Below are 26,203 nucleotides of genomic sequence, written 5' to 3' on the forward strand. Positions count from 1 at the left end.
TCTCGTCGAAAGGACAGGCGTATGCGCTGGTCGAAAACGGTTACCCTGGTCGAGGCGCATGCTGAGGGCGAAGTGGGGCGCATTGTCACTGGCGGCGTCATCGACGTGCCCGGCGCGACGATTGCCGACAAGCTGCGTCACCTCAACGAGGTCGACGACAGCCTGCGCCGCTTCCTGGTGTTCGAGCCGCGCGCCTCGGCACAAATGAGCACCTGCTTGATTTTTCCACCCACCCGGCCCGATGCCGATATCGCCTTCATGATCCTGCAGGGCGACAAGGCCCATGCCATGTCTGGCTCCAACAGCATTTGCCTGACCACGGTATTGCTGGAGACCGGCATGCTGCCAATGCAGGAGCCGGAGACCATCGTCCGCATCGAGACTGCGTCGGGCCTGGTTACGGCCCGCGCCACCTGCCGCAATGGCAAATGCGAGCGCGTCACGCTGACGATGAACCCCTCCTATGCCGATCAGCTCGATGCGGTGGTCGATGTGGAAGGCTATGGCAAGGTCAAAGTCGATATCGCCTATGGCGGCATCTTCTATGCACTGATCGACCCGGCCCAGCTCGGTCTCGAAATTCGCCCGGACCAGGCCAAGAAGCTGGTCGAAGCAGGGAGTGCCATCCACCGCGCCGTCAACGCACAGCTCAATATCGCCCACCCCGAGATCGAGGCGATCAAGGGCATTTCCTATACGATGTTCGTCAGCCACAACGCGGCTGGCGAGCTCAAGGGCGCCACGATCATGCCGCCCGGCCGCATCGATCGGTCGCCCTGCGGCACCGGCAATTCGGCGCGGCTGGCGGTGGCGGCGGCGCGTGGGCTGGCCAAGCCCGGTGATCGCTTCACCGCGCGTTCGATCATCGATTCAACGTTTGAGGTGACCTATGCCAGCGATACGACAGTCGCTGGTCGGCCAGCCGTGCAGCCCATCATCTCCGGGCGCGGTTGGATCCACGGCATCCACCAGATCGGGGTCGACCCAACCGATCCCTACCAACTCGGCTATTCGGTGTCGGACACCTGGGGCGATGCGTTTGATCTGATGAATTGATGGTGGTTTGGGGCACACCAGCTGCCTATCCACAGTCGCTTCCCACGGACTTGATCGGTGGGTTGCCTTCAGCGCAGCACAAGCGGCGAACGGCCCTCGGATCAAGTCCGAGGGAACGTCGGTGGGTGGGGTGGGATAGGTGGCAGCCGCTTACTTCGCCGGCTTCTCCAGCAGCTCACCGGCAATAGCCCAGTCCTTCCGCGCCACGTCGTCGAACACGACCCAAACACTTTCGCGCTTGGCAGCGGCATGTTCCACGAACGCGTCGGTAATGGCGCGCGCCAGAGCGGCCTTCTGGTCCGGGGTGCGGCCTTCGAGCATGTCGATCTTGACGTAGGGCATGGGTCAGAAACGGCCCTCCATCGGCCAGGTGTCGGACAGGCGGTAGCCGGTGGGATAAGGGTCGGCCGGATCGAGCATATGCTGGTGCGTACCAGTGATCCAGGCGCTTCCGGCGATGATTGGCACGATGGCCTTGCGGGTGCCAAGCATGATCTCGCTGTCGATACGGCAATCGAAGCGCGAGCCGATGATCGAGCGGCCGACGAAGGCCTCGCCGACCTTGAGCTGGCCCTTGGCATGCAGCACCGCCATGCGGGCCGAACATCCGGTGCCGCAGGGGGAGCGGTCGATCTTGCCGGGGCGGATGGCGACGGCGTTTGCGGCGGTCAGGACGCCATTTTCGTCGCGCGTCACCGGTGCCGCGATCTGGGTGAACGAAAAGTGGTTCCAGTCGGCATTGGTGGGGTGGTTGAAGCCAAGCTGCTCATTGGCGGCCTTGGTGATTTTCATGCCGGTCAGGGCAATATCGCGCGCCTCGTCGGGCGTGATGGCAAAGCCCAGCGCGTGGCTATCGGCGATAACGAAGCTGTCGCCGCCATAAGCCGTGTCGACGGTCAGCGTGCCGATGCCTTCGACCTCAAGGATCGCATCCAGCTTGTCGGCGAAGGACGGATGGTTCTTGATTGAGACGCGTTCGGCCTTGCCATTGCGGCACTGGGCGACCACCTCGATCAACCCGCCCGGCGCTTCCAGCACCATGCGGGTTTCCGGCTCGGTCATGGGAATGATGCCGGCGTCGAGCAGTACTGTGGAGACGCACATCGAATTGGAGCCCGACATGGGCGGCGTATCCTGCGGCTCCATGACAATCCAACCCATCTGGGCCTTGGGGTTCTTGGGCGGCACCAGCAGGTTGACGTGGCGGAAGACGCCGCCCCGCGGTTCCTGCAGCATGAAATTGCGCAGGGTCTCGTCATTGGCGATAAAGGTACGCTGCTCCCAGATGGTATCGCCGGGCGGCGGCGCTACGCCGCCAGTGATGACGTCACCGACCTCACCCTCCGCGTGGCAGGAGACGGTCTGGATGATCTTGCTGGTACGCATCAGGCGGGGTTTCCAATAGTAAGTACAGGTTCGCCCAGGACGTCGAAGCGGGGCGTGACACCAAGGCCGGGCTCTTCCGAGGCGCTCATCTTGCCATTGACCCGCCTGGGCGCGCCGTCGGCGATGGTGACCGTGCCATAGGAATTGAAGTCGGTGGCCGAGAGATAGAATTTTTCCGGCGTCGAAGCCGCGAGATGGGCGATGGCGGCGGTGACGATGTCGCCGCCCCAGGTATCTTCGATGGTCATGGGCAAGCCTGACGCGACGCAAAGATCGCGCATCAGCTTGGCCTTGGTCAGCCCGCCGACCTTGGAAATCTTGAGGTTGATGGCATCCATGGCGTCTTCGGCAATGCCCCTGAGCAGACTGTCGGCGCCGCCGATATTTTCGTCGAGCACGAAGGGCAGGGTGGTGCGGCGGCGGATGGAGAGGCTTTCCTCATAGGTCATGCACGGCTGCTCGATATAGACGTCGAGGTCGCGGACCGCATTCACCACGCGGGCGGCATCGGCCATGGTCCAGCCGGTATTGGCATCGCAGACCAAGATGTCGGTGGGCTTGAGGATGGCCCGGCAGGCGAGGATGCGCTCGATATCATCATTGGCATTGCCGCCGACCTTCAGCTGAAACTTGGTGTAGCCCTCGGCCCGATAGCCGTCGATCTTGCGGGCCATGGTCTCAGGGTCTTCCTGGGAAATGGCGCGGTAGAGGGCAATCTCCTTCTGCTCCATGCCGCCCAGCAGTTTGTAGACGGGCAGGCCGGCGACCTTGCCCAGAATGTCCCAGCAGGCGATGTCGATCGGCGCCTTGGCATAGGGGTGGCCGCGCAACACCGCATCCATGTGGCGGTTGAGCGGGCCAAGATCGGTGGGGTCCATGCCGATCAGTTTGGGGCCGAATTCGCTGATGCCCGCCCGTACGCCGATGGCGTAGCTGGGGAGGTAAGCCGACCCCAGGGGACAGCATTCGGCATAGCCGGTAATGCCGGCATCGGTTTCGACGGCGACCACGGTGCTGTCGAACACTTCCATGTAATTGCCGCCCGACCAGCTATAGCGGCCTTCCTTAAGCGGCAGGTCGACCTGCCACGCCTTGATCGCGGTGATTTTCATTGGAGTCTCGCTGGAGCGCGCGGGTGTTAGAGCACCGACGCTAGGAATTGCGCGGTTTCGGGTCGCTGCGGATTGCCGAAGATCTGATCCGGCGGCCCAATCTCGTGCATCTTGCCCGATTTGAAGAAGGCGACGCGGTCGGATACTTCGCGGGCGAAGGCCATTTCATGCGTAACCAGGATCATGGTCATGCCCTCCTTGGCCAGGAGCCGCATGGTGTCGAGCACCTCACCCACCAATTGGGGATCGAGCGCCGAGGTGACTTCGTCGAACAACATGTATTTCGGGCTCATGGCGAGGGCCCGAGCGATGGCCATGCGCTGCTGCTGCCCGCCGGACAGTTTGCCGGGATAGGTGGCGAGCTTGTCGCCCAAGCCAACATGCTCAAGCTGCTTGCGGCCGATGGCTTCGGCCTCGGCGCGGCTCTTGCCCAGCACTTTGCGCGGGGCGAGGGTGACGTTCTCCAGCACCGTCAAATGCGGGAAGGCGTTCCACTGCTGGAAGACGATGCCGATATTGGTGCGCAGCTTGTTGAGGTCGGTGCCCTTGGCGTGGACTTCGACACCATCGACGCTGATCTTGCCGCCCTGGATGGGTTCGAGGCCATTGATGCACATAAGCAGGGTCGATTTGCCCGAGCCCGAGCCACCGATGATGGAAACCACTTCGCCGGTCTGGACGGAAAGGCTCACATCATCGAGCACCTTGAAGTCGCCAAAAGACTTCTGAACGTTCTCGATCTCAATCATTTTCGCGCCATTTCTTTTCGAGCCGTGCTCCCAGACGCGAGATCGGGAAGCTGATGATGAAGTAGATGAGCCCGGCGACCGTGAGGACGAAGAGTGGCTCCTGGATGCGGGTCACAATGATCTGCGACGAGCGCAGCAATTCGATGATGCCGAGCCAGGTGACCAGGGCCGTGTCCTTCATGACGCCGAGCGTCAGGCCGATCCAGCTCGGCAGCATGATGCGCAAGGCGATCGGGTAGACGATGTTGCTCATGTCTTGCCACCAGGTCATGCCCAGCGAACGGGCGGCGCGGCGGGTGGTGATCGGCACGGCGGCAATGCCGCCCCGGACCAGCTCGGAGCAATAGGCGGACGTGTAGAGCGCCAGCACCACGCAAGAGACGATAAAGGCGCTGGCATTGAGACCGGCGATGGATTGGAAGGCGTTGACCAGCACGAGCTGGATCAGCAATGGCACCGAGCGGAAGATATCGAGCACGAAGGCCAGGGGGGCGCTTGCCCACCAGGGCACCGTGGCGCGGTAGACCCCGAACACGATCCCCAGAATGGTACCGCCGAGCATGGCCCAGAAGGTGATGAGCAGCGTGACGCCAGCGCCTTGCAGCAGGAACCCGATATCGTTGAGGCTGAGACTGGTGTGAAACATCGTGTCGCCCCTCAGTACCGGAACAGGCGGTAGGCGAAAGCCCGCGCGCCGAGGGTGACCGCCTTGGCGATGAGGTAGTACAGCACCGCGGCGATGGCGAAGTATTCGAAGGTCCGGAAGGTCTTGACGTTGAGCTCCTGCGTCACACCGGTCAGGTCGGTATTGAGCCCGACGACCACCCCGAGCGACGTCATGAGGATGGCCCAGACCATCTGGTTGGTCATCGGATGGAACACCGCGCGGAACATCTGCGGCAGCACGATCAGCCTGAACGCACTGATCGGCCCGAAGCCGAGCGAGCGCGCGGCGCGAACCTGTGTGGCCGGTACGGCGCGCAACCCGCCGCGGAAGGTCTCGGCGAGATATCCCGCATTGTTGAAGGCGATGCCGAACAGCAGCGCGGCAAAGCTATCGAGGTGAATGCCGAGCTGGCCGAGGCCGAAATAGGCCATGTAGATCTGGAACAGCGCCGGCGTATTGCGCGCGACCTCGATCCAGGTGCTGGCGATAGCGCGCAGCGTCTTGCTGCCAGAATTGCTCATCAGAGCCAGCAGCACGCCGATGACAATGCCGATGATCATCGAAATGATCGCGATCTGCAGCGTCACCACGGCGCCTTCAAGCATTTGCGGAAGGGCCTGGAAGGCGGGGCGCCAATGGAAGGTGTAGTTGAACATTAAGGGCGCGTTCCGTTGATCAAGGCGACATCAGGATGCGGCGGCTTAAAGGTCTTCCGGTAAGTCCGGAGATGGGAGGCGCCTTGAGGACGCCTCCCCAACTGCGATCAGTAGTAGACGCCGGGAACCATCAGGTTCGGCGCTTCGCCTTCACCGACCCACTTGGCGTAGAGTTCGGCATAACGGCCAGTGCGGATCTGCTGGTTGACGAAGAGGTTCAGGTAGTTGATCAGGCCCTGCTCGTTGCGCAGCGTGATCAGGCCTACATAATCGATCTCGTAGGGTGCCTTGCCACCCATGACGAAGCCGGGGAAGTTGCCGGTGGCGATGGTCGAACCGGCGACCGTGGACGTCACCACGGTGGCGTCGATCTGGCCCTGGGACAGCGCGAGCATCACGTCTGCCTGGGTCTGGTAGGAGCGGAACGAACCAGCCGGGTCGGCCCATTCGGTGACGCTCTTCTCGAGCGCGATGGCTTCATAGGTGCCGGAGGTCGAACCAACCTTCTTGCCCTTGAGGCTGTCATAGTCGGAAATGCCCAGGCCATCCTTGGTCAGCACCACCATTTCGAAGGCGAAATAGGGGATGGAGAAGCCGACGGTCTTGGCGCGTTCCAGCGTATCCGAGGTCGAGGCTACACCGACGTCGACACGGCCCGAAACCAAAGCCGGAATACGGTCGGGGAAGGGCGTCTCGACGATTTCAGCCGTGACGCCGAGCGCGGCCGCCAGGTCATTGCAGGTATCGACGTCGAACCCGATCGGGGTGTTATTGGCGTCGCGGGATCCCATTGGCGGGAAATCCAGCACAACCGCACAGCGCAGGGTGCCTGACGCGATAATGTCGTCGAGCTTGTCGGCGTAAGCGGGCAAGGCAGTGGTCAACGAGGCAAGCGCCAGGGTGGCTGCGAGCAAGAGTTTCATGGTGGTTTCCCCTCCGTTAGAGCCGAGTGCGATCTCGACTTTTCGTATACGATATTCTAAACAGACCTGAACCGTATACGATCTCTTAAGCCCGTCAACCCCTCCGAAAGACGATGTGCGCAATTTGTCGACAGAATTGCAGGCGCGGCGATCGAGCTGCGTTGCGTGGTTGCCCGGCTAGCGATCCGGCGGCTTGCTGGGGCCCGGTAAATTGACCGGCCCAGGTGTACGGAAATCTCGCATTTCGAGCTGCCGACTCTCGGCCTGGTCCGATACTGATGCGTCATTGACACCGTTGGAGTAGCAGCCGTGCCGCTTAAGGCGATAAAGACCCCGGATCTGGGTGCCGTGCCGACGGCCTCCGACGTGATCGCCAATCACATCCGCGATGCCATCGTCTCTGGCGTGCTGGAGGAAAACGATCCGATCCGGCAGGACGATGTCGCCAAGCTCTTCAACGTCTCCAAAATTCCGGTGCGCGAGGCCCTCAAGCGCCTGGAGGCGGAGGGCCTGGTGCTGTTCCAGCGCAATAAGGGTGCCGTTGTCACCAGCATGAGCGATACAGAGTTGGCGCAAATCTTCGAAATTCGCGCCATGCTCGAATCCAACGCCATCCGCCTGGCGGTGCCGCATATGACCCCTGAGACTTTTGCGCGCGCCGAGGCGATCTGTGATGAATTCCAGACCGAATCCAATGTCGGCCGCTGGGCCGAACTGAACTGGAGCTTTCACTCCAGCCTCTATCAGGACGCCAACAGACCGTATTTGATGAACCTGATCCGCTCGGTCAACGATCGCATAGAGCGCTATATCCGGCTGCAGCTGACCCTCTCGCATGGCGAGAAAACTGCCGACCTGGAGCATCGCGCCATCCTGGATGCCTGCAAGGCCGGCGATGGCGAGCTGGCTTCTCGGCTGCTCAGCGAGCACATTGTTGCCGCCTGGCAATCATTGCTGGCAAGCCTGCCGAAACAGGGGAGATAACTGCCGCAGGCCAACCGCGTAAGAGCTGCTCTTGGACAAACCGAGAGCCATTCCTCTACCTACAATGAAGTTGATGGCGATCCCGGAGGGACTCGAACCCCCGACCAACAGCTTAGAAGGCTGCTGCTCTATCCAGCTGAGCTACGGGACCAGCTCGCGCCCCATTTAGCGCATTTTTGTCGAAAGGGAACCGCCCTTGTTTGCGGCTGTTACGAAGCGGCAAGCGATGAAGCGGGTAGGGCGGCTGGGGCAGTGCTGCCGCGCACGATCATTTCCGAGCTCAGCACCAGCCGTAGTGGCACCTGGCTCCGCGGCTGTCCCTCGATCAGGTCGATAAGCGCCGATGCCGCAATCCGGCCCAATGCTTCGCGTGGCTGGCGCATGGTGGTCAGGGGCGGGGAGAAGTGTGGGGCGACGGCAAGGTCGTCGAAGCCGATCACGGATATGTCGCGCGGGCATTCGAGCCCGTGCCGTCTGATACCCGAGAGAAACCCGATCGCTGTCTCGTCATTGGCGGCGAAGATGGCGGTCGGTCGATCGGCAAGGGCGAGGAAGCTCTCGCTGACTTTGAGCCCGCGCTCCATCTCGAAATTGCCGTCGAACAACCATTGCCGGCAGACCGGCAGGCCGGCGGCTGTCAGGGCGTCGCGAAAGCCGGCCTCCCGGTCGTCGGTCAGCGTGTTGCCCGCCGGACCGCGTATATGGCCGATTCTCGTGTGGCCGAGACTGATCAGGTGCCGCGTTGCTAGCTCGGCCGCGTAGCGGTTGTCGGTCTTGACGGCGTGGAATGGGGCATTGGGAATGTCCTCGCACGCCATGACGATGGGCACTTCGGCCGGCTCGCCCGCCAGCTCGACCAGGTTTGCCAAGTCAACCGACCCGTCGAGCAGCAATAGGCCATCGGCGCGGTTGGAGAGGAAGAATTCCTGCAATCGGCGGTTCGCTTCCACGCCCACCAAACGGTTGGCGACCAGCACACCGTAACCACGCGCCGCAGCTGCGCGTTCGATGGCATCGAGGATGGTCGAGAAGAACGGATTGCGAATATCCGGCAGGGCGACAAGGATGGTTCGGGCCGTCCGCTTGCGCAAAGAGCGGGCAGTTTGGTTCAGCGTATAGCCGGTAACCCGCACGGCCTCCGAAATTCGTGCGCGGGTGTCCTCGCTCACCCTTGCCGGGCTCGACAGTGCACGGCTCACCGTGGCGGTCGAAACCTGGGCAAACCGCGCAACATCTTGAATCGTCGGAACTTTTCTTCCTGATGGCATGCCTGGCAGCACCTCCTCAGGCCGTCAGAACCCGATCTGTCTAAATCGATCTTGACAGGTGCGCAACACGTGTATGAAACTCATGCAATCGATTGCGGAGATTTCGGGAGCGGAACATGCAATCGATTACATGCGGCCAGTCGGGGATGTCTCACAAGAAGGCAACCTGACGGCTGGCAGCTTCGCGGGAGCGCATTGCTCCAAGTGATCGTTGGGAGGACAACCTATGAAGAAGTTTACGGTAGTTGCCGCCATGGCAACTGCTCTGCTCGGCTCCACCGCCGTCAATGCTGCGGATGTCGAAGTTATCCACTGGTGGACGTCTGGTGGCGAACAGGCCGCCGTTTCGGTGTTCGCTCGTGAGTTCGACGCCCTGGGCGAGGACAAATGGGTCGATACGGCCATTGCCGGTGGTGAGAACGCCCGTTCGGCCACGCTTCAGCGTACTCTCGGTGGCGATCCTCCGGGCGCCGCCCAGTTCAACATCAGCCGCCAGTTCGAAGAGCTTGCCGAAGCCGGCCTGCTGCTCGACCTGACTCCGCTGGCGGAAGAAGAAGGCTGGAAGGACTTTATCCGGCCCGCTGCAATTCTCGACGTCTGCGAATTCGAAGGCAAGATCTACTGCGTCCCGGTGAACATTCACTCGTGGCAGTGGGCCTGGGCTTCGGTTCCCGCCTTCGAAAAGGCTGGCGTGCCGCTGCCGAAGAACCTCGATGAATTCATCGCCGAGGCTCCCAAGCTGCAGGAAGCCGGTGTCATCCCCTTCGCCATCGGTGGTGAAGCCTGGCAGATCGGTGGCGCCATGGGCGTCGTGATGCTGAGCCAGCTCGGCAAGACCGGCCATGAAGCGATCTACAAGGATCGCAACCTCGAAGTCGCTGGTGGCCCCGAAGTTCTGAACGCCATCAAGATCTTCAAGAGCCTCAAGACCTTCACCGACGAAGGTTCGGCCAACCGCACCTGGAACGACACGACCAACCTCGTGATCCAGGACCAGGCTGCCCTGCAGATCATGGGTGACTGGGCCCGTGGCGAATTCGCCGTTGCCGGCGAAAAGCCCGGTGTCGACTACGCCTGTATCGCTGGCCCCTCTGAAGAGGCCTACCTCGATACCGGCGGCGATATCTTCCTCTTCCCCAAGCAGGAAGATGCCGCGGTTGAAGCCGCACAGCTCAAGATGGCCTCGATGATGGTCAATCCGCAGGTGCAGGCTCTGTTCAACAACGCCAAGGGCTCGCTCCCCGTGCGTGACGACGTCGATATGTCCCTCGCCGACGACTGCATGAAGGTCGGTCTGGACATCCTGAAGGACCCGAACCGCGTGATCCAGGGCGCAGGCATCTACCTGACCCAGGACTCGATCGGTCAGATGGACGATCTCTGGGCCGAAGCCTGGGCCAATCCCGACATGACTGCTGAGGAAATCCAGCAGCGTTTCGTCGATATCATCGCATCGGCTGAATAAGGCGATTGCTGACGAGCCGGGTGACCCGCAAGGGCCGCCCGGCTTGCCATTGGGGCTCTAGGTCACGCTGAGTTCGGACCGCCCTTCATATCGACCCACAAGGGAAATCGTCATGGCTCAGCTTGCTACGGCCAAAGAGGACGACGCTGCCAAAGCGGCAGGTCGCGCCTCTGGGCGGAAGCCGTTCCGCCTATCGACACTGATGTCCATCGTCGGCACCACGCCGATGATCCTGACCGCAGTCGGTGTCTTCGTCATCTGCATCCTCTATTCCTTCGTGCTCTCCTTCACGAATTCCCGCATCTTCCCGGCCTTCGGCGCCGAGAATTTCGTGGGCACCGACCAATATGCCCGCCTCTGGTCGACTGGCCGCTGGCTCGTATCGGTCAACAATATCTGGTTCTTCGGCCTGCTTTCGATCGCGGCCAACATGACCGCCGGCTACCTGCTCGCCGTATTCATGGACCAGCGCATCAGGGCGGAAGACCTGTTCCGCTCCATCTTTCTCTATCCCTTCGCCATGTCGCTCGTGATCACCGGCCTCGTCTGGCGCTGGATCCTCGATCCCAATTACGGCATCCAGGCCACCGTACGCGGCCTCGGCTTTGAGGATTTCCGCTTCGCGCCGCTGGTCAGCGCTGATACCGCCATCTACGGCCTCGTCGTCGCCGGCATCTGGAATGGCGTCGGCGTGACCATGGCCATAATGCTTGCCGGCCTGCGCGGCGTTGACTCCGAAATCTGGAAAGCCGCCAAGATCGACGGCATCCCTACCTGGCGGACTTACCTGTTCATCGTGCTGCCAATGATGCGCGGCGCGATCCTCACCGCCTTCATCCTGCAATGCGTCGGCGTGGTCCGCGTCTTCGACCTGATCGTCGCCATGACGCAGGGCGGCCCTGGCATCGCAACGCAGATGCCCGCCGTCTTCGTCATCCAGCACATTACCGACCGCTCGAATGTGGGCCTCGGCATGGCCGCGGCAACCATGATGCTGCTGCCGGTCGTCGTTCTGCTCGGCCTGCAGGTCTTCGTGCAGTGGCGCGCCAACCAGGCCAAGGGGAAAGCATCATGACCACCGAAACCATGACAGCCGCTCCCATCAGTTCGCGCATCGAGGCCGGCCCGCGTGGCGCCAAGCCCAAGACGCTGACTGCCAGCCGCGTCGGCATCTATCTCTTCCTGATCCTGGCCGCGCTGTTCTTCCTCATGCCGCTCTGGGTGATGGTCGTGACGTCGCTCAAGACCATGCCGGAAATCCAGCTCCGCAACATCTTCCAGTGGCCGCAGCAGATTACTTTCGAACCTTGGCTCAAGGCCTGGGACACCGCCTGTACCGGTCGCGATTGCAACGGCCTCAAGCCGGGCTTCCTCAACTCGGTCAAGATTACCGTCGTCGGCACTACCGTTTCGATCATCATCGCTTGCCTCAACGGCTATGCGTTGTCGTTCTGGAGGTACAAGGGCGCCAACGTCCTGTTCGGCCTGCTCGTATTCGGCGCCTTCGTGCCGTACCAGGTGGTGATCTATCCGCTGATCGTCGGCTTCCGCGAGCTTGGCATTTTCGGCACCTTCCCGGGGATCATCCTGATCCACACCATCTTCGGCATGCCGATCCTGACGCTGCTGTTCCGCAACTTCTTCGCGGCCCTGCCGCCGGAACTGTTCAAGGCAGCACGCGTCGACGGGGCAGGGTTTTGGCAGATCTTCTTCCAGATCATGGTGCCGATGGCCGTGCCGATCACCATCGTGGCGGTCATCCTGCAGGTCACGGGCATCTGGAACGACTTCCTGTTCGGCACCGTCTTTGCCGGTCGCGAGAACATGCCGATGACCGTGCAGCTCAACAACATCGTCAATACGACAACTGGCGTGCGCGAATACAACGTGCACATGGCGGCGACCATTCTGACCGCAGCCGTGCCGCTGGCTGTCTATTTCATCTCGGGTAAATGGTTCGTCCGCGGCATCGCCGCCGGTGCGGTGAAGGGTTAAGCAGATGACGCAACACAGTGTATCCATTCGCGATCTGTCGCTAAACTTCGGCAATGTGAAGGTGCTCGAACACCTCGACCTCGATATCGCGCAGGGCGAGTTCATCGTCCTGCTCGGACCGTCGGGTTGCGGCAAGTCCACCTTGCTCAACTGCATTGCCGGTCTGCTCGATGTCTCCGACGGCCAGATCTTCATCGGCGGCAAGAACGTCACCTGGGAAGAGCCGAAGGACCGCGGCATCGGCATGGTGTTCCAGTCCTACGCGCTCTATCCACAGATGACGGTGGAGCGGAATCTCAGCTTCGGCCTGCGCGTCGCCGGCATGAAGAAGGACGAGATCGAACGCCGCGTCCAGCGCGCCGCCGAAATCCTCCAGATCGGGCCGTTGCTGCAGCGCAAGCCGGTGGAATTGTCGGGTGGCCAGCGTCAGCGCGTCGCCATCGGCCGTGCGCTGGTGCGTGACGTGGACGTGTTCCTGTTCGACGAGCCGCTATCCAACCTCGACGCCAAGCTCCGCTCGGACCTGCGCGTCGAGATCAAGCGGCTGCACCAGCGGCTCAAGAACACCATGATCTACGTGACCCACGACCAGATCGAGGCCCTGACGCTCGCCGACCGCATCGCCATCATGAAGAATGGCGTGATCCAGCAGCTCAGCGATCCGCACACCATCTACAACAAGCCGGTCAACCTCTATGTCGCCGGTTTCATCGGGTCGCCGTCGATGAACTTCCTGCAGGGGACGATCAACGGCTCCACCTTCACCGCCGAAGATGGCACGGAGATTCCGATCGGGACCTACCAGTTCACGACCCCGGCCGCCGCTGCGACCAAGGGCATCCTGGGCGTTCGCCCCGAGCACATCGTTCTTGGCGACGACGTGGCCAAGATGCCGTTCTCGACCGAAGTCGAAATCGAGATCGTTGAGCCGATGGGTTCGGACACCCTGGCGTGGACCAAGATCGCCGGACAGGCCGTCACCTTCCGTGCCGATAGCGATGTCCATCTCACCGTCGGGCAGAAGCTGGTCGTGGGCTTCGATCCCGCCCGCGGCTCGATCTTCAGCACGGAGACGACCAACCGTCTCTGATCGTCAATTGCTCCATTCCGCGGCGGCGCCCCCGGGCGCCCCGCCACCTGTCAGCCGGACTTTTTCGCCAATGTTACTTTTGCGGTAGCTGGCCTTTCCCGACAGCGCGACAGCACAGCCAAACATCGCTATCTGCTGGTCCGCAAACGCGCCCAGCAGTCCATTCTAACGTTACAAAGAGGCCCAAATGACCGTCTTGTCATTCCAGCTCTACAGTGCACGGAACGTTCCGTCGCTTGAAGATTTTCTCGCCACCCTTGGCGCGCTTGGCTACACCCAGGTCGAAGGCTATGGCGGGCTCTATGCCGATGCTGCCGGTCTTGCCGCGAGCCTCAAGAAGAACGGGCTGTCCATGCCGACTGGCCATTTCGGCCCGGCCCAGGTCGCTGATGTGTCGACCACGCTAAAGACCGCCGAAACCCTCGGCATGAAGAAGATTTTCTGCCCGCATATCGGTCCGGAAGGTCGTAGCGCCGACGAGTCCAAGTGGCTCGAATTGGCCGAAATGCTGGCCAAGGCTGCCGAGACCTATAGCAAGGAAGGCTACGGCTTCGGCTGGCACAACCACGATTTCGAGTTCGCGCCGACCACCTCGGGCCGCACGCCGATGGAAATCCTGCTCGAAACCGCGCCCAAGATCGAATGGGAATGCGACGTCGCTTGGGTCGTGCGCGGCAAGGCCGATCCCGTCGCCTGGTTCGACAAGTATGGCGATCGCATCACGGCCGTCCACGTCAAGGACATCGCGCCGGCAGGGCAGGCCACCGATGAGGACGGCTGGGCCGACGTCGGTCACGGCGTGCTCGATTGGGACAATCTGATCACCAAGGTGCAGTCCAAGACCAAGGCGCAATATTTCGTCGCCGAACACGACAAGCCGTCCGACGAAGTGCGTTTCGCTACGCGCTCGATCGCTACCGCCAAGAAGTGGAAGTAAACTAAAATGGCCAAGACCTTTGGCGTCGGCATCATGGGTGCCGGCAATATCTCCAGTGCCTATCTGCGTCTCGCGCCCCTGTTCAAGGGGCTCGAGGTGCGCGCCGTCGCCGATATCCTGCCGGCCGCCGCCCAGAAGCGGGCCGACGAGTTCGGCGTCAAGGCGCAGACGCCCGATGAGCTGCTCAAGAACAGCGAAATCGACGTCATCGTGAACCTCACCATTCCGTCGACCCATTATTCCGTGTCTATGGATATCGTCTCGGCTGGCAAGCACGCCTATTCCGAAAAGCCCTTCGTGCTGTCGCTCGAAGAGGGCATGGCGCTGAAGAAAGCCGCCGACGATCGCGGCCTCAAGGTGGGTTCGGCTCCCGATACCTTCCTCGGTGGCGCGCATCAGCAGGCCCGCGAGATCATCGACAGCGGCCAGCTCGGCAAGATCATGAGCGGTACCACGCACGTCATGAGCCGCGGAATGGAGCACTGGCATCCCAATCCGGACTTCTTCTTCCAGCCCGGCGCCGGCCCTATCCTCGACCTCGGTCCATATTACGTCACCGACCTGATCCATCTGCTGGGCCCGGTGAAGCGCCTCTCGGCCTTCACCAACATGGCGCGCACCGAACGCGAAGTGACCGCCGAAGGCCCCTACAAGGGTACCTTCGTCAAGGTCGGTACGCCCACTACCATCCATGGCGTCCTGGAATTCGTCTCCGGCGCGATCATCACCATGGGCGCAAGCTGGGACGTGGCGGCGCATGGTCACCACAATATCGAGCTCTACGGCACTGATGGCTCGATCTTTGTACCCGATCCGAACTTCTTCGGCGGCGATCTGGTTACGGCAGACATTACCGGTACCCGCAGCACAGTGACTCCATGGAGCCATCCGTTCGGCGTCGCCAACCAGGATGTCGGCACCGCAAACGCCCGCGCCAACTATCGCGCCGCCGGTCTGGCTGACATGATGGCGTCGATCGACGGGGGCTACACCGCCCGCTGCGGCCTCGACGTGGCCCTGCATGCCGTGGACGTGATGACCAGCCTGCTCAAGGCCGGCGAAAGCGGCCAGGTGCTGACGCTGTCGACCACCTGCGAGCGCCCGCTGGCACTCAATGCGGCTGATGCACAGGCGCTGCTGAAGTAAGCGCTGAGGTGCGTACCTCATTGACAGGCGCTTCGAGCCGGTCAAGATTGAGATCAACGACTTGAACAGGCGGCGGCCAGCTCCGCCGCCTGTTTTTGCAGAAGACCAGGCGCCAAGCGCCACAGAGGAGAAATGTCATGCGCACCATCAAGGGGCCCGCAATCTTTCTGGCGCAGTTCGCCGGTGACAAGGCGCCGTTCAATTCCCTGGACGCCATCTGCGGCTGGGCGGCCAATTACGGCTATAAGGGCGTGCAGATCCCGACCTGGGTCGGCAGCCTGATCGATCTGGAAAAGGCCGCGACCTCCAAGACCTATGCCGACGAGCTGAAGGGCACTGCCGCCAAACACGGCATCGAGATCACGGAGCTTTCGACCCACCTCCAGGGCCAGCTCGTGGCCGCGCACCCCGTCTATGACACCATGCTCGATGGCTTCGCTCCCGCATCGGTCCACGGCAATCCCAAGGCCCGTCAGGAATGGGCGGTCCAGCAGCTGAATTGGGCCGCAAAAGCCTCGAAGAATCTCGGCCTCACCGAACACGCTACCTTTTCGGGCGCTCTGGCCTGGCCGTTCCTCTATCCATTCCCGCAGCGCCCGGCAGGGCTGGTCGAAGAGGCCTTCGACGAACTCGCGCGTCGCTGGACGCCGATCCTCGACGCCTTCGACGAAAATGGCGTCGATGTCTGCTACGAGATCCACCCGGGCGAAGACCTGCATGACGGCGTCACCTTCGAGATGTTCCTCGACCGGGTGAAGAACCATCCGCGTGCCAACTTGCTCTATGATCCGAGCCACTTCGTGCTGCAGCAGCTCGATTATCTCAACTACATCGACATCTATCACGAGCGGATCAAGATGTTCCACGTTAAGGACGCCGAGTTCAATCCGACCGGCCGCCAGGGCGTCTATGGCGGCTATCAGAGCTGGATCAACCGGGCAGGGCGCTTCCGCTCGCTCGGCGACGGACAGGTCGATTTCGCCTCTATCTTCTCCAAGATGGCGCAGTACGACTTCGCCGGCTGGGCCGTGCTCGAATGGGAATGCGCCATCAAGCATCCCGAAGACGGAGCCCGCGAAGGCGCCGAGTTCATCAAGAACCACATCATCCGCGTCACCGAACACGCCTTCGACGATTTCGCTTCGTCGGGCACGGACGCGGCGGCCAACCGGAAGATACTGGGGCTATCGTAGTCACGGAAGATATTTGGTACGCCGTCATTGCCCGGCTTGTCCGAGCAATCCATGTACCACCCGGACAAGCCGGGTGGTGACGGCGCGTTGAACGCAGCGCGTTCGATAGGGAGAAAAGAATGGCTGAAAACGGCGCAAAGCGCATTCGTCTGGGCATGGTCGGCGGCGGCACGGGGGCCTTCATCGGCTATGTCCACCGCGTCGCCTCCCGCATCGATGGTGACTATGACCTGGTGGCCGGCGCCCTGTCGTCGCGTCCCGACGTCGCCAAAGAGTCCGGTCGCAATCTCGGCCTCGCCGAGGACCGCATCTACACCTCCTACGAGGAAATGGCCCGCGCTGAAGCAGCGCGTCCCGATGGCATTCAGGCTGTGTCCATAGTCACGCCCAACCACATGCACTTTGGTCCAGCCAAGGCATTCCTCGAAGCGGGCATTCACGTCATTTGCGACAAGCCGATCACCAGCACGCTGGAAGATGCGCGCAAGCTTGCTGGCATCAAACCCAAGAACGGCGCCAAGTTTCTACTGACGCACAACTACACCGGCTACCCGCTGATCCGTCAGGCCCGCGAGCTCGTCGCCTCCGGTGCGCTCGGCAAAATCCGCGTCATCCAGGCCGAATACCCTCAGGATTGGCTGACCGAGGCCACTTCAGACGACAACAAGCAGGCCTCATGGCGTACCGACCCCGCCCGCTCCGGCGCCGGCGGCGCCATTGGCGATATCGGCACCCATGCCTACAACCTGCTGCGCTTTGTTACCGGCTTGAAAACACAGGCAGTTTCGGCCGACCTCACCAGCTTCGTCCCCGGCCGCCAGCTCGATGACAACGTCCACATAATGCTGCGCTTCGAAGGCGGGGCAAAGGGCATGCTCTGGGCCAGCCAGGTCGCGGTGGGCTCCGAAAACGGCCTCCAGCTTCGCGTCTACGGCGAAAAGGGCGGCCTCGAATGGCGCCAGGACAACCCCAACTACATGTGGTTCACCGAATTCGGCAAACCCAAGCAGCTGCTGACCCGCGGCGGCGCCATCTCCGGCGACGCTGCCTCGACCATGAATGTACGAATTCCTTCAGGCCATCCAGAGGGTTACCTCGAAGCCTTCGCCACCCTCTACAGCCAGTTCGCCTCGGTCATCCGCGGTGACGGCGCCGCCTATGAAGGCCTGCTGCCGACGCTGCAGGATGGTATCGAAGGCATGGAATTCATCGTGGCGTCCGTGCAGTCGAGCAAGAACGACGGCAAATGGACCAAGCTCAGCGACGTCTAAGAGCTTGAATTGATTTCGATTTCAAGGGCGCCCACTGTGGCGCCCTTTCTACTGAATGCGCTCGACCTGGTAGCCGGCCTGCTCCAGCAGATCGAGCACGCTGCCCTCGCCGACCAGGTGGGCCGCCCCAACGATCACCAGGTTTTCCTGATTGTCGGCCAGCATGGCCTCCAGTGGCGTCATCCAGTTGCGGTTACGGGCATAGAGCAGGCGCTCCAGGAAGGCTTCCTCGAAGCCGCTCATCTCCACCTCGAACATGGCAGCCAGACGCTCGGGGGTGCCACCGCTCCAGTTGCTGAGCATCTTGCTCATCAGCTTGGGCAGCAAATCGATCTGCTCTAACGTCGCCTCCAGTGTCGCGATCTGCTCGTCCTCATCGCCGCCAGCCAGGACGTCGATCTGCTCCTCCCCCGTTTCCAGGAAGACCATGCGCTCTGGCGTCAGTTCCGGCTCCAAGATGAACTCGACACCCTGTTCGACATATCCGGCCGCGATAAATCCGGCCGCGCTGATCGTGTTGGTAGCCATCCAGGGTTTCATGGCCAGGATTGAACCCATCGGCACGCTGATCTTGGCCATCTGCATGCGCAACTGCACTTCGAGCTGGTCGTCGATCAGATCGGTCAGCAGCGTGCCGTCGACATAGATGCCGCGCACAAAGGCTTGGGCCCCAATCTCAGCCATGGCTTCAGGGCGGACGTCGGTTTCGAATACCACCTTGTCGGCATCCGCCAGAACGGTTTCGAACAACGGCGTGCGCCATGTGCTGCCAGCCGGGAGCACGTGAATTGAGCCAAATACCCAGATGGCGCTGTCGTCGTCGCGAACTTCCCACATGGCGGGCGCGGCCATAACGGGAGTAGTCATTGCCAGGGCGGCGAGGGCAGGGAGCAAAAGGGCGGCGAATAGCTTCATCATTGGTTCCTCGTCGCGGGTCACCCTGCCAGATAGGGTAACCATCGCCAAGCGCTAGAGCCAGTGCGCCAAACTGCCCCAGACAAGGGTAGTGCCAGAGATCATCAACAGGATGAGAATCAATCGGCGAAATGCCTGCGCATTGAGCCGATGGAACAACAACACGCCCAATATGGCGGGGATCGCCAGCGCCGGCGTGATCCACGCAAACATCACCAGCGTCTCACGCGTGATCGAGCCTGAGGCCGCGTAAGCGGTCAGCGTCGCAACATGCATGGCGATGTTGAAAGCCTGAAGCACACCGCGTTGGGTGTTCTTGTCCCAGCCGCGCAGGGTGGTCCACAGCGTTGGCACCGGGCCCGATATCCCGGCCAGGCCACCCAGCACGCCTCCGGCAAACCCGGCGATGCCATCGGCGCCGCGCCCGCCATGCTCCCATTTGTAGCCGGACGGCAGCAACAGCATCAGAGGGCAATAGGCGAGCAGGAACAGGCCGAGCGAGAACCTGAAAATGGTGGGGTCTAGCCATTGCAGCAGGTATGCGCCGAGCGGCACGCCGATCAACCCGCCCATGACTAGGGGTAGCAGCCGCTTGAGCTCAAAGCCTCGCCACACCCAGGGCAGGGCCACGAGCTGTCCGGCCAGCGCTCCGAACACGGCCATGGGCGCTGCCATCTGCGGATCGACTGCCCAGGCCCAGACGGACAGGGCGACCAGCGAAAATGCAAAGCCCGACACGCCCTGCGCGAAGCCCGCCGCTGCTGCCCCAACCAGCACGATGAGGAGCGCCGCGTCCATTCACGCCGCCAAAAACAAATGCGCCGCAAACATTTGCGACGCATTGCGAATTCGTGGCGATGGGGCCGGCACTAGTGCGTCCAGGGTGTCTTGCGGTCCGAGCGGAAATTGTCGGGGTAGCTCACGCGCTTGGGCGTGGCGTCGTGGGCGGGCTGCACGGAATAGGCAATGCCGTTCTTCTGAGCATAGGCTTCCGCCGCTTCCTGCGTGTCGAACGACAGCTTGATCTGCGTCCGCGTGTCGCCAGAACTCGTATAGCCCATCAGCGGATCGATTTCGCGGGCCGAGGCCTGCTCATGCACCAATACCCATTGCTTGGATTTGCCTTTGCCCGACTGCATGGCGTTACGGGCCGGGCGGTAGATACGGGCGGTCATGCAAAGTCCTCAACACGATGCGCTAACGCTAAGGATGTGATGGTCGGAGTACAAAGATTCGAACTTTGGACCCCCGGTTCCCAAAACCGGTGCTCTACCAGGCTGAGCTACACTCCGAGATCACCGCCCTCCGTTAGCCTGTTCGACGGAGAAGGGCAAGCCACCGTCGCGCTGTCTTGCGCTATTGACGCCAGAGCTTCCGGATTCGACAAGACGGTATGATCGATTTGACTAAGGCATGGCCGCTGGGCCTCGATAGCCGGCGCTGGCCGTGGTTCTGCTTCTGCGTCGTCCTCGGCATTGCCGTGTTGTCGCGGGTCGACGTCTGGGCCTCGCGTGGCGCAATTGGCTGGCCTGACCAGTGGCGCGCGCCGTTCTTTTTTATCACCGACTATGGCCTGTCCGACTGGGTGCTGATTCCCTCACTCATCGTCCTCGTCGTCGCTTTGATTGCGGTGGTGGCCCTGCGTCGACTGGGCAGGCTGGTGGCCTACGAACTGGCGCTGCTGTCGAGCTTCATCTTTCTCGGCGTCGGTTTGCCCGGCTTGTTGACCAATGGCTTGAAGCGCATCGTCGGTCGGGGCCGTCCGAGCGAGTTCGACGTCTCGGGCGCATTCTCGTTCCAGAATGTCTTCAATGACTGGACGTTTCAGAGTTTCCCGTCGGGCCACACCACTACTGCGATCGCGCTGGCCTTTGTGGTTGGGTTCCTCTGGCCGCGCCTGTTTCCGGTGTTCTTTGTTATTGGAATGGTCGTGGGCGTCTCCCGCGTACCCGTAGGCATGCACTATCCGACCGATGTGTTTGGCGGGATTGTCGTTGGTATGCTGGGCGCTTACCTGGTCCGCAACTTCTATGCTAGCCGGGGTTGGCTGTTCCGCAGGACGCCCGACGGGCACATCGTTGCCCGCCGCTTCTCTGCCATGCGACGCGCTTTTCACCGCGCCCGGGCATAGCGCTCCATTGCGGCGCCGAGATCGGCCTTGAGGTCGTCTACGCCTTCGAGCCCGATATGCACCCGGAACAGGTTGCCCGGCGCGGACCACGGCCGAACCGTGCGATTTTTGCCGAGCACCACGGGCAGGCAGAGGCTCTCATAGCCGCCCCAGGAATAACCCATCGAGAACAATTGCAGCTTGTCGACGAACGCGGCCACGCTGGCGCGGGGCGCTGGAGCCAGTACGAACGCAAATAGGCTACCTGAGCCGGTGAAGTCGCGCTTGAACAGCGCATGGTCCGGATGGCTGGGCAGGGCAGGGTGCAGCACCGAGGTCACCTCCGGCTGCTGCTCAAGCCAACTTGCAATGTCGAGCGCCCGCGCCTGATGCTCCTTCATGCGGATGGCAAGCGTGCGCAGCCCGCGCGCGACAAGAAAGGCCTCGTCCCCAGAGGTGAAGAAGCCAAGCAGGCGGCGTGCGCTTTCCACGCCGCGCCAGCTCTCCTCTGTCGTCGATATTGTGCCGGCGAACGCGTCCGAGTGGCCGACAAACATCTTGGTCGCGGCATGGACCACAATGTCGGCGCCCAGTTTCAGTGGTTGGTGATAGAGCGGGCTGGCCCAGCTGTTATCGACGATCAACCGCGCGCCGCCCGCATGGGCGACCTTGGCGAGCGCCGGAATATCCTGCACCTCGAAGGTCAGCGACCCCGGGCTTTCCGCCAGCACCGCCCGCGTATTCGGCCGCATGAGGTCGGCAAGGCCCGCTCCGATCCGTGGGTCGTAGTAGCGCGCCGTTACCCCCATCTGCTGCAGGAACCCATCCGCAAATGCGCGGGTCGGCTCATAGGCGCTGTCGGTGAGTAGGACGTCGTCACCGGCCTTGAGGCAACCCAGCAGCGCAACGGTTACTGCGGCCAAGCCCGAGGGAACCAGGCGAGTGCGATACGCACCTTCAAGTTCGGTGATGACCGCCTCGACGCTTTCGGTCGTGGGATTGCCGGCACGGCCGTAGAGAAACCGCTGCCGTTGCGCTTCAAGATCATCAAGCGTTTTGAACAGCACCGTTGATCCGCGATAGACCGGCGTGTTGACGAATCCGAACTGATCGTCGGGCACGCGACCCTGGTGAGTGAGCACCGTCTCCACCGAAAAGGGAGCGTTGTTGCCTCTATCGTTCTCAATCATGCGGTGCTCGTGCTCAAAATCAGTTCAATCGGCAATGAGTGGCTAATAAAGTGACAGCCTTGCTGTCCCAAGCCCCATCGGCCCTTGACGCAACGGTCAATAGACGCTTGCATGCTTACCAGCATCACAACCGCTATTCAAAGGCGGTGGTGCCCACCGGGGACGAGGGTGAAAGCCTTATGAGCTCTGGGATACAAGGTCAGGAAACCAAAAGGCAAAACTATGCAAAAAACGCTCGTAACGATTGCAGTCGCGGCCTCGCTCGGCCTCGGCGCGACCGCTGCCCAAGCAGCCACTCTCGACGACGTAAAAGCCAAGGACTACGTGCAGTGTGGCGTGACCGGCGGTGTGCCCGGTTTCTCCGCTCCCGACGCCAACAATGTGTGGTCCGGGCTTGAAGTCGACTTCTGCCGCGCTGTTGCTGCCGCCATTTTCAACGATGCCGAGAAAGTGCGCTACACCCCTCTGACCAGCCAGGAGCGCTTCGCTGCCCTGTCCGCTGGCGAAATCGACATCCTTTCGCGCACCACGACCTGGACCATGAGCCGCGATACCGATCTGGGTATCAGCTTCATCGGCACCATGTACTATGACGGCCAGGGCTTCATGGTTCGCAAGGCCGACGGCATTGCTTCCGCTCTCGATCTCAGCGGCGCCGCCATCTGCATCGAATCGGGCACGACCACCGAGCTGAACGCCGCCGACTATTTCGCGGCCAACAACCTCGAGTTCAACACCGTCGTGTTCGTTGACCAGGACGAAGTCGTGAAGGCCTACGAAGACGGCCGTTGCGACGTGTACACCACCGACGGTTCGGCCCTCGCTGCCGAGCGTTCCAAGTTCGCTGTGCCGGACGATCACATCATCCTGCCGGAAATTGTGTCCAAGGAACCCCTTGGCCCCGTGGTCCGTCAGGGCGATGACCAGTGGTTCAAGATCAACCGTTGGGTTTACTACGCACTGCTGGAAGCCGAAGAACTGGGCGTGACCCAGGCCAATGTCGACGAAATGCTCGGTTCCGACAATCCGGCGATCAAGCGCCTGCTCGGCGTCGAGGGCGACTTCGGTACGCCTATCGGCCTGACCAAGGACTGGGCCTACCAGGTTATCAAGCTGATCGGTAACTACGGCGAATCGTTCGACCGTAACGTTGGTCCCTCGACCGACATCGGTCTTGAGCGCGGCCTGAACGCATTGTGGACCAACGGTGGTCTGCAATACGCTCCGCCGATCCGCTAAAGCAGCGATCACAAGCCCGGCGCTCTCACAAGGAGCGCCGGTTTTGGTTTTGAACTGAGCGACCTCGGGATTGGACGGCGCCGGCCTGACGCCGGTGAGTTGAGCGTGGCGTAAGCCGCGACGGCGAAGCTTTGTCCTGCCGCCCGTGCGAGCCCGGTTCACAGCAGAGGAATGCATGCCCCATGGCCGTGCAAGACAATATCAGTGCAAGTGCCCCGCGCACGTCACTGCTGAATGACCCGGTTTTCCGCGGCATTCTCTACCAGGTGCTCGTCGCCACTGCGGTGATCGCCTTCATAAGCTGGATCGTGTTCAACACTGCCCAGAACCTCGCAGCCCAGAACAAGACGACCGGTTTCGACTTCCTGTTCCGCACCGCCGGTTTCGATATCAGCTTCACGCTGTTTCCGTGGAGCCGCAGCTCGTTCTATTGGCAGGCCTTCCTCGCCGGTCTGCTCAATACGCTGCTGGTGGCGGTGATCGGCATTGTCTTCTCGACAATACTGGGCTTCACACTGGGTATCGCGCGCCTCTCGTGTAACTGGCTGATCTCGCGTTTCGCGACGGTCTACATCGAGACCATCCGCAACATCCCACTGCTGCTGCAGCTGTTCTTCTGGTACTTCGCAGTGCTCAAGGCGATGCCGGCCGTGCGCCAGTCTTTCGCGCTGCCACTGGACATCTTCATCAATCAGCGCGGTCTGATGGTGCCAAGGCCCCTGATCGACCACGAATTCACCTGGGTGATCGTGGCCTTCGTTGTGGCCGCCATTGGTGCCATCGTCATCGGTCGCTGGGCGACCAATATCCGTACGCTGACCGGCAAATACCCGGCCGCTATCGTCACGGCAGCGCGCGCTGCCAATGCCGCCGTCACCTTCGCCATGGGGTATCTGGCATTTATGGCCCTCGGCGCACTTCTTCCCGCCCTGACTGGCCTCTCCAGCCTGCCATTGATCGGCGCGGTGGTACTGACGGCGATGACCTTCACGCCAGCGAGCCCCTACGTACGCTCCATCATTGCCTTTATTCTGGCATGGGTTGTTCTGTCCTTCGTGCTGAGCGGCATGTTCCCGTCAGTGCCAAGCGTAGTGATCTCGGTCGGTTCGGCGATCGCGGGCGTTGTCCTGGGCTGGATCTTGCTCGATGGCGCCGATGGTCGCGCCTCGGAGGGCAAGTTTCCCATCGCATTGCCGCTGATTGTCGCCTTCGGTGTTCCGGCCCTGGTCTACTGGGTAACGGGCGCTTCGCTGCAATTCGAAGTTCCGGTGCTCAACCGGTTCAACTTCGACGGCGGTGTGCAACTGCCGCCCGAACTCGTTGCTCTGGTTTTCGGCCTCACCATCTATACGGCGGCCTTCATTGCAGAAAACGTGCGAGGCGGCATCCGGGCCGTCAACAAGGGACAAACCGAAGCGGCGCAGTCTCTGGGCATCAAGGAAGGGGACCGGCTGCGGCTGGTCATCATCCCGCAGGCCATGCGCGTCATCGTGCCGCCGCTGACCAGCCAATACCTCAATCTCACCAAGAACTCGTCACTCGGCGCGGCCATCGGCTACCCCGAACTCGTCAACGTGTTCACCGGCACGACGCTGAACCAGACCGGCAAGGCGATCGAGGTGATTGCCCTGACAATGGCCGTCTATCTGACCTTCTCGCTGCTGACCTCAGCCTTCATGAACTGGTACAACGGCCGCGTGGCCCTGGTGGAGCGGTAGAACCATGACAACTTCCGCCCTTTTCGTTCGCGATCACTTTATTGATCCCAAGCCCGCTCCCGGTCGAACCGGTGGCCCCATCCTGTGGTTGCGGCAGAACCTGTTCGCAACGCCGAGCGATAGCCTGCTCACAGTCCTCGGCGCGGTCCTGCTCCTCTGGGCCGTACCGCACCTCTACAATTTCCTCATCGGCCACGCGGTATTCCCGGGTGGCACGGTGGAGGAATGCCGCGCCGAAGGGGCCGGGGCCTGCTGGGCCTATATCGGCGCCCGCTTCAACTTCTTCATCTACGGCTTCTACCCGATCGCCGAGTACTGGCGCCCCAACATAGTCTTCGCGCTGGGCGCGGCGCTGATCATTCCGCTGCTGGTGCCGTCGGCACTGTTCAAGCGCACCAATGCGGTGCTCTTCTTCGTCGTCTACCCCGTCATCTGCTTCTACCTGCTGAATGGCGGCGTCTTCGGCATGCGCTATGTGCCGACCGAGCAGTGGGGTGGCCTGCTGGTCACGCTGATCATCTCGCTGGTGGGCATCATCTGCTCGATCCCGCTCGGCATCCTGCTTGCGCTCGGCCGCCAATCGAAGCTCCCGATCATCAAGACGCTCTGCGTGTTGTTCATCGAGTTATGGCGCGCCGTACCGCTGATCACCGTGCTGTTCATGGCGTCGATCATGCTGCCGCTGTTCATGCCCACGGGTACGACGGTAGACAAGCTGCTCCGTGCCCTGGTCGGCGTGACGCTGTTCAGCTCGGCCTATCTGGCCGAAACCATCCGTGGCGGCTTGCAGGCCTTGCCCCGCGGGCAGTACGAGGCCGGCGCGTCACTGGGCCTGGGCTACTGGAAACGGACGTATTTCATCATCCTGCCCCAGGCGCTCAAGCACGTGATCCCCGGCATCGTGAATAACTTCATCGCCCTGTTCAAGGACACCTCGCTGGTATCCATCGTCGGCATATTCGATCTGCTCAAGACCGTGCAGACCGGCTCCGACGATATCGAATGGGCTGCTCCCAACCAGGCCACGACGGGCTATATCTTCGCCGCCGCCGTGTTCTGGATGTTCTGTTTCGCCATGTCCCGCTACTCGCTCTGGATGGAGCGCAGGCTGGATACCGGGCATAAGAGGTAAC

Annotated in this window: 26 protein-coding genes and 2 tRNA genes; 14 read left to right on the forward strand and 14 right to left on the reverse strand. The window is 61.8% G+C overall.

The window, feature by feature from the left end; all coding sequences use genetic code 11:
- Nucleotides 1–21 precede the first annotated feature (21 nt).
- The gene (locus MF606_RS08180) at nucleotides 22–1,056 is read left to right on the forward strand and encodes a proline racemase family protein (RefSeq protein ID WP_240233311.1); all 1,035 of its coding nucleotides are present in this window, start codon (nucleotides 22–24) and stop codon (nucleotides 1,054–1,056) included.
- A 150-nt stretch (nucleotides 1,057–1,206) separates the two neighbouring features.
- On the opposite strand, the gene MF606_RS08185 is transcribed toward MF606_RS08180, so the two are convergent.
- From MF606_RS08185 to MF606_RS08215, 7 genes are all read right to left on the reverse strand, one after another.
- Nucleotides 1,207–1,398 (reverse strand): 2-hydroxymuconate tautomerase, encoded by a 192-nt coding sequence (locus tag MF606_RS08185; RefSeq protein ID WP_240233312.1) that lies wholly within the window; start codon nucleotides 1,396–1,398, stop codon nucleotides 1,207–1,209.
- A gap of 3 nt (nucleotides 1,399–1,401) precedes the next feature.
- A complete protein-coding gene (locus tag MF606_RS08190) occupies nucleotides 1,402–2,442 on the reverse strand; it encodes a trans-3-hydroxy-L-proline dehydratase (RefSeq protein WP_240233313.1) in 1,041 nt (346 codons plus the stop codon).
- Complete coding sequence (locus tag MF606_RS08195; protein WP_240233314.1) at nucleotides 2,442–3,554, reverse strand: cis-3-hydroxy-L-proline dehydratase; 1,113 nt, start codon at nucleotides 3,552–3,554, stop codon at nucleotides 2,442–2,444. Before MF606_RS08195 ends, MF606_RS08190 begins: the two co-directional genes overlap by 1 nt.
- 26 nt (nucleotides 3,555–3,580) lie before the next feature.
- The gene (locus MF606_RS08200) at nucleotides 3,581–4,303 is read right to left on the reverse strand and encodes an amino acid ABC transporter ATP-binding protein (RefSeq protein WP_240233315.1); all 723 of its coding nucleotides are present in this window, start codon (nucleotides 4,301–4,303) and stop codon (nucleotides 3,581–3,583) included.
- Nucleotides 4,296–4,949, reverse strand: coding sequence for an amino acid ABC transporter permease (locus tag MF606_RS08205; RefSeq protein WP_240233316.1), 654 nt, complete (start codon nucleotides 4,947–4,949; stop codon nucleotides 4,296–4,298). The genes MF606_RS08200 and MF606_RS08205 overlap by 8 nt, the downstream gene beginning before the upstream one ends.
- A gap of 11 nt (nucleotides 4,950–4,960) precedes the next feature.
- The gene (locus MF606_RS08210; protein WP_240233317.1) at nucleotides 4,961–5,626 is read right to left on the reverse strand and encodes an amino acid ABC transporter permease; all 666 of its coding nucleotides are present in this window, start codon (nucleotides 5,624–5,626) and stop codon (nucleotides 4,961–4,963) included.
- Nucleotides 5,627–5,733: 107 nt separating this feature from the next.
- Nucleotides 5,734–6,549 carry an ABC transporter substrate-binding protein gene (locus MF606_RS08215; protein WP_240233318.1) on the reverse strand — a complete coding sequence of 272 codons (816 nt, stop codon included), beginning with the start codon at nucleotides 6,547–6,549 and terminating at the stop codon, nucleotides 5,734–5,736.
- Nucleotides 6,550–6,858: 309 nt separating this feature from the next.
- Here MF606_RS08215 and MF606_RS08220 point away from each other — a divergent pair, with 309 nt between their 5' ends.
- On the forward strand, nucleotides 6,859–7,533 hold the full coding sequence (locus MF606_RS08220) for a GntR family transcriptional regulator (RefSeq protein ID WP_240233319.1): 675 nt from the start codon (nucleotides 6,859–6,861) through the stop codon (nucleotides 7,531–7,533).
- A 74-nt stretch (nucleotides 7,534–7,607) separates the two neighbouring features.
- Here MF606_RS08220 and MF606_RS08225 read toward each other — a convergent pair.
- Nucleotides 7,608–7,684 (reverse strand) — tRNA-Arg (locus MF606_RS08225).
- 58 nt (nucleotides 7,685–7,742) lie between these two features.
- Entirely contained in the window at nucleotides 7,743–8,801 is a 1,059-nt protein-coding gene (locus tag MF606_RS08230; protein ID WP_240233320.1) for a LacI family DNA-binding transcriptional regulator, read from the reverse strand.
- A 226-nt stretch (nucleotides 8,802–9,027) separates the two neighbouring features.
- Between MF606_RS08230 and MF606_RS08235 the strand changes: the two genes are divergently transcribed.
- From MF606_RS08235 to MF606_RS08270, 8 genes are all read left to right on the forward strand, one after another.
- The gene (locus tag MF606_RS08235; protein WP_240233321.1) at nucleotides 9,028–10,266 is read left to right on the forward strand and encodes an ABC transporter substrate-binding protein; all 1,239 of its coding nucleotides are present in this window, start codon (nucleotides 9,028–9,030) and stop codon (nucleotides 10,264–10,266) included.
- A 112-nt stretch (nucleotides 10,267–10,378) separates the two neighbouring features.
- Nucleotides 10,379–11,341, forward strand: coding sequence for a carbohydrate ABC transporter permease (locus MF606_RS08240; RefSeq protein ID WP_240233322.1), 963 nt, complete (start codon nucleotides 10,379–10,381; stop codon nucleotides 11,339–11,341).
- The gene (locus MF606_RS08245; RefSeq protein ID WP_240233323.1) at nucleotides 11,338–12,261 is read left to right on the forward strand and encodes a carbohydrate ABC transporter permease; all 924 of its coding nucleotides are present in this window, start codon (nucleotides 11,338–11,340) and stop codon (nucleotides 12,259–12,261) included. Before MF606_RS08240 ends, MF606_RS08245 begins: the two co-directional genes overlap by 4 nt.
- A 4-nt stretch (nucleotides 12,262–12,265) precedes the next feature.
- Nucleotides 12,266–13,351, forward strand: coding sequence for an ABC transporter ATP-binding protein (locus MF606_RS08250; protein ID WP_240233324.1), 1,086 nt, complete (start codon nucleotides 12,266–12,268; stop codon nucleotides 13,349–13,351).
- A gap of 187 nt (nucleotides 13,352–13,538) precedes the next feature.
- Nucleotides 13,539–14,288, forward strand: coding sequence for a sugar phosphate isomerase/epimerase family protein (locus tag MF606_RS08255; RefSeq protein ID WP_240233325.1), 750 nt, complete (start codon nucleotides 13,539–13,541; stop codon nucleotides 14,286–14,288).
- Nucleotides 14,289–14,294: 6 nt separating this feature from the next.
- Nucleotides 14,295–15,434 (forward strand): Gfo/Idh/MocA family protein, encoded by a 1,140-nt coding sequence (locus tag MF606_RS08260; protein ID WP_240233326.1) that lies wholly within the window; start codon nucleotides 14,295–14,297, stop codon nucleotides 15,432–15,434.
- Between the two features lie 137 nt (nucleotides 15,435–15,571).
- Entirely contained in the window at nucleotides 15,572–16,627 is a 1,056-nt protein-coding gene (locus MF606_RS08265; RefSeq protein WP_240233327.1) for a sugar phosphate isomerase/epimerase family protein, read from the forward strand.
- Nucleotides 16,628–16,746: 119 nt separating this feature from the next.
- The gene (locus tag MF606_RS08270) at nucleotides 16,747–17,898 is read left to right on the forward strand and encodes a Gfo/Idh/MocA family protein (RefSeq protein WP_240233328.1); all 1,152 of its coding nucleotides are present in this window, start codon (nucleotides 16,747–16,749) and stop codon (nucleotides 17,896–17,898) included.
- Between the two features lie 48 nt (nucleotides 17,899–17,946).
- On the opposite strand, the gene MF606_RS08275 is transcribed toward MF606_RS08270, so the two are convergent.
- The 4 genes from MF606_RS08275 to MF606_RS08290 form a co-directional block, all read right to left on the reverse strand.
- Nucleotides 17,947–18,816, reverse strand: coding sequence for a TraB/GumN family protein (locus tag MF606_RS08275; protein WP_240233329.1), 870 nt, complete (start codon nucleotides 18,814–18,816; stop codon nucleotides 17,947–17,949).
- 51 nt (nucleotides 18,817–18,867) lie between these two features.
- Nucleotides 18,868–19,611 (reverse strand): sulfite exporter TauE/SafE family protein, encoded by a 744-nt coding sequence (locus tag MF606_RS08280; protein ID WP_240233330.1) that lies wholly within the window; start codon nucleotides 19,609–19,611, stop codon nucleotides 18,868–18,870.
- 71 nt (nucleotides 19,612–19,682) lie between these two features.
- Nucleotides 19,683–19,988, reverse strand: a complete 306-nt coding sequence (locus MF606_RS08285) for an ETC complex I subunit (RefSeq protein ID WP_240233331.1) — start codon at nucleotides 19,986–19,988, stop codon at nucleotides 19,683–19,685.
- Nucleotides 19,989–20,028: 40 nt separating this feature from the next.
- Nucleotides 20,029–20,105, reverse strand: a tRNA-Pro gene (locus tag MF606_RS08290).
- A 101-nt stretch (nucleotides 20,106–20,206) separates the two neighbouring features.
- On the opposite strand from MF606_RS08290, the gene MF606_RS08295 reads away from it, so the two are divergent.
- Nucleotides 20,207–20,944, forward strand: a complete 738-nt coding sequence (locus MF606_RS08295; RefSeq protein WP_240233332.1) for a phosphatase PAP2 family protein — start codon at nucleotides 20,207–20,209, stop codon at nucleotides 20,942–20,944.
- Here MF606_RS08295 and metC read toward each other — a convergent pair.
- On the reverse strand, nucleotides 20,926–22,113 hold the full coding sequence (gene metC / locus MF606_RS08300; RefSeq protein WP_240233333.1) for a cystathionine beta-lyase: 1,188 nt from the start codon (nucleotides 22,111–22,113) through the stop codon (nucleotides 20,926–20,928). The genes MF606_RS08295 and metC overlap by 19 nt on opposite strands.
- Before the next feature lie 222 nt (nucleotides 22,114–22,335).
- Between metC and MF606_RS08305 the strand changes: the two genes are divergently transcribed.
- The 3 genes from MF606_RS08305 to MF606_RS08315 all read left to right on the forward strand — a co-directional run bounded on the left by MF606_RS08305 (nucleotide 22,336) and on the right by MF606_RS08315 (nucleotide 26,202).
- Nucleotides 22,336–23,352 carry an amino acid ABC transporter substrate-binding protein gene (locus MF606_RS08305; protein WP_240233334.1) on the forward strand — a complete coding sequence of 339 codons (1,017 nt, stop codon included), beginning with the start codon at nucleotides 22,336–22,338 and terminating at the stop codon, nucleotides 23,350–23,352.
- A 182-nt stretch (nucleotides 23,353–23,534) separates the two neighbouring features.
- On the forward strand, nucleotides 23,535–25,070 hold the full coding sequence (locus tag MF606_RS08310) for an amino acid ABC transporter permease (RefSeq protein ID WP_240233335.1): 1,536 nt from the start codon (nucleotides 23,535–23,537) through the stop codon (nucleotides 25,068–25,070).
- Nucleotides 25,071–25,074: 4 nt separating this feature from the next.
- A complete protein-coding gene (locus MF606_RS08315; protein WP_240233336.1) occupies nucleotides 25,075–26,202 on the forward strand; it encodes an amino acid ABC transporter permease in 1,128 nt (375 codons plus the stop codon).
- Nucleotide 26,203: the final 1 nt, after the last annotated feature.

Origin of the sequence: Devosia lacusdianchii, from assembly GCF_022429625.1 — a bacterium.
GTDB lineage: Bacteria > Pseudomonadota > Alphaproteobacteria > Rhizobiales > Devosiaceae > Devosia > Devosia lacusdianchii.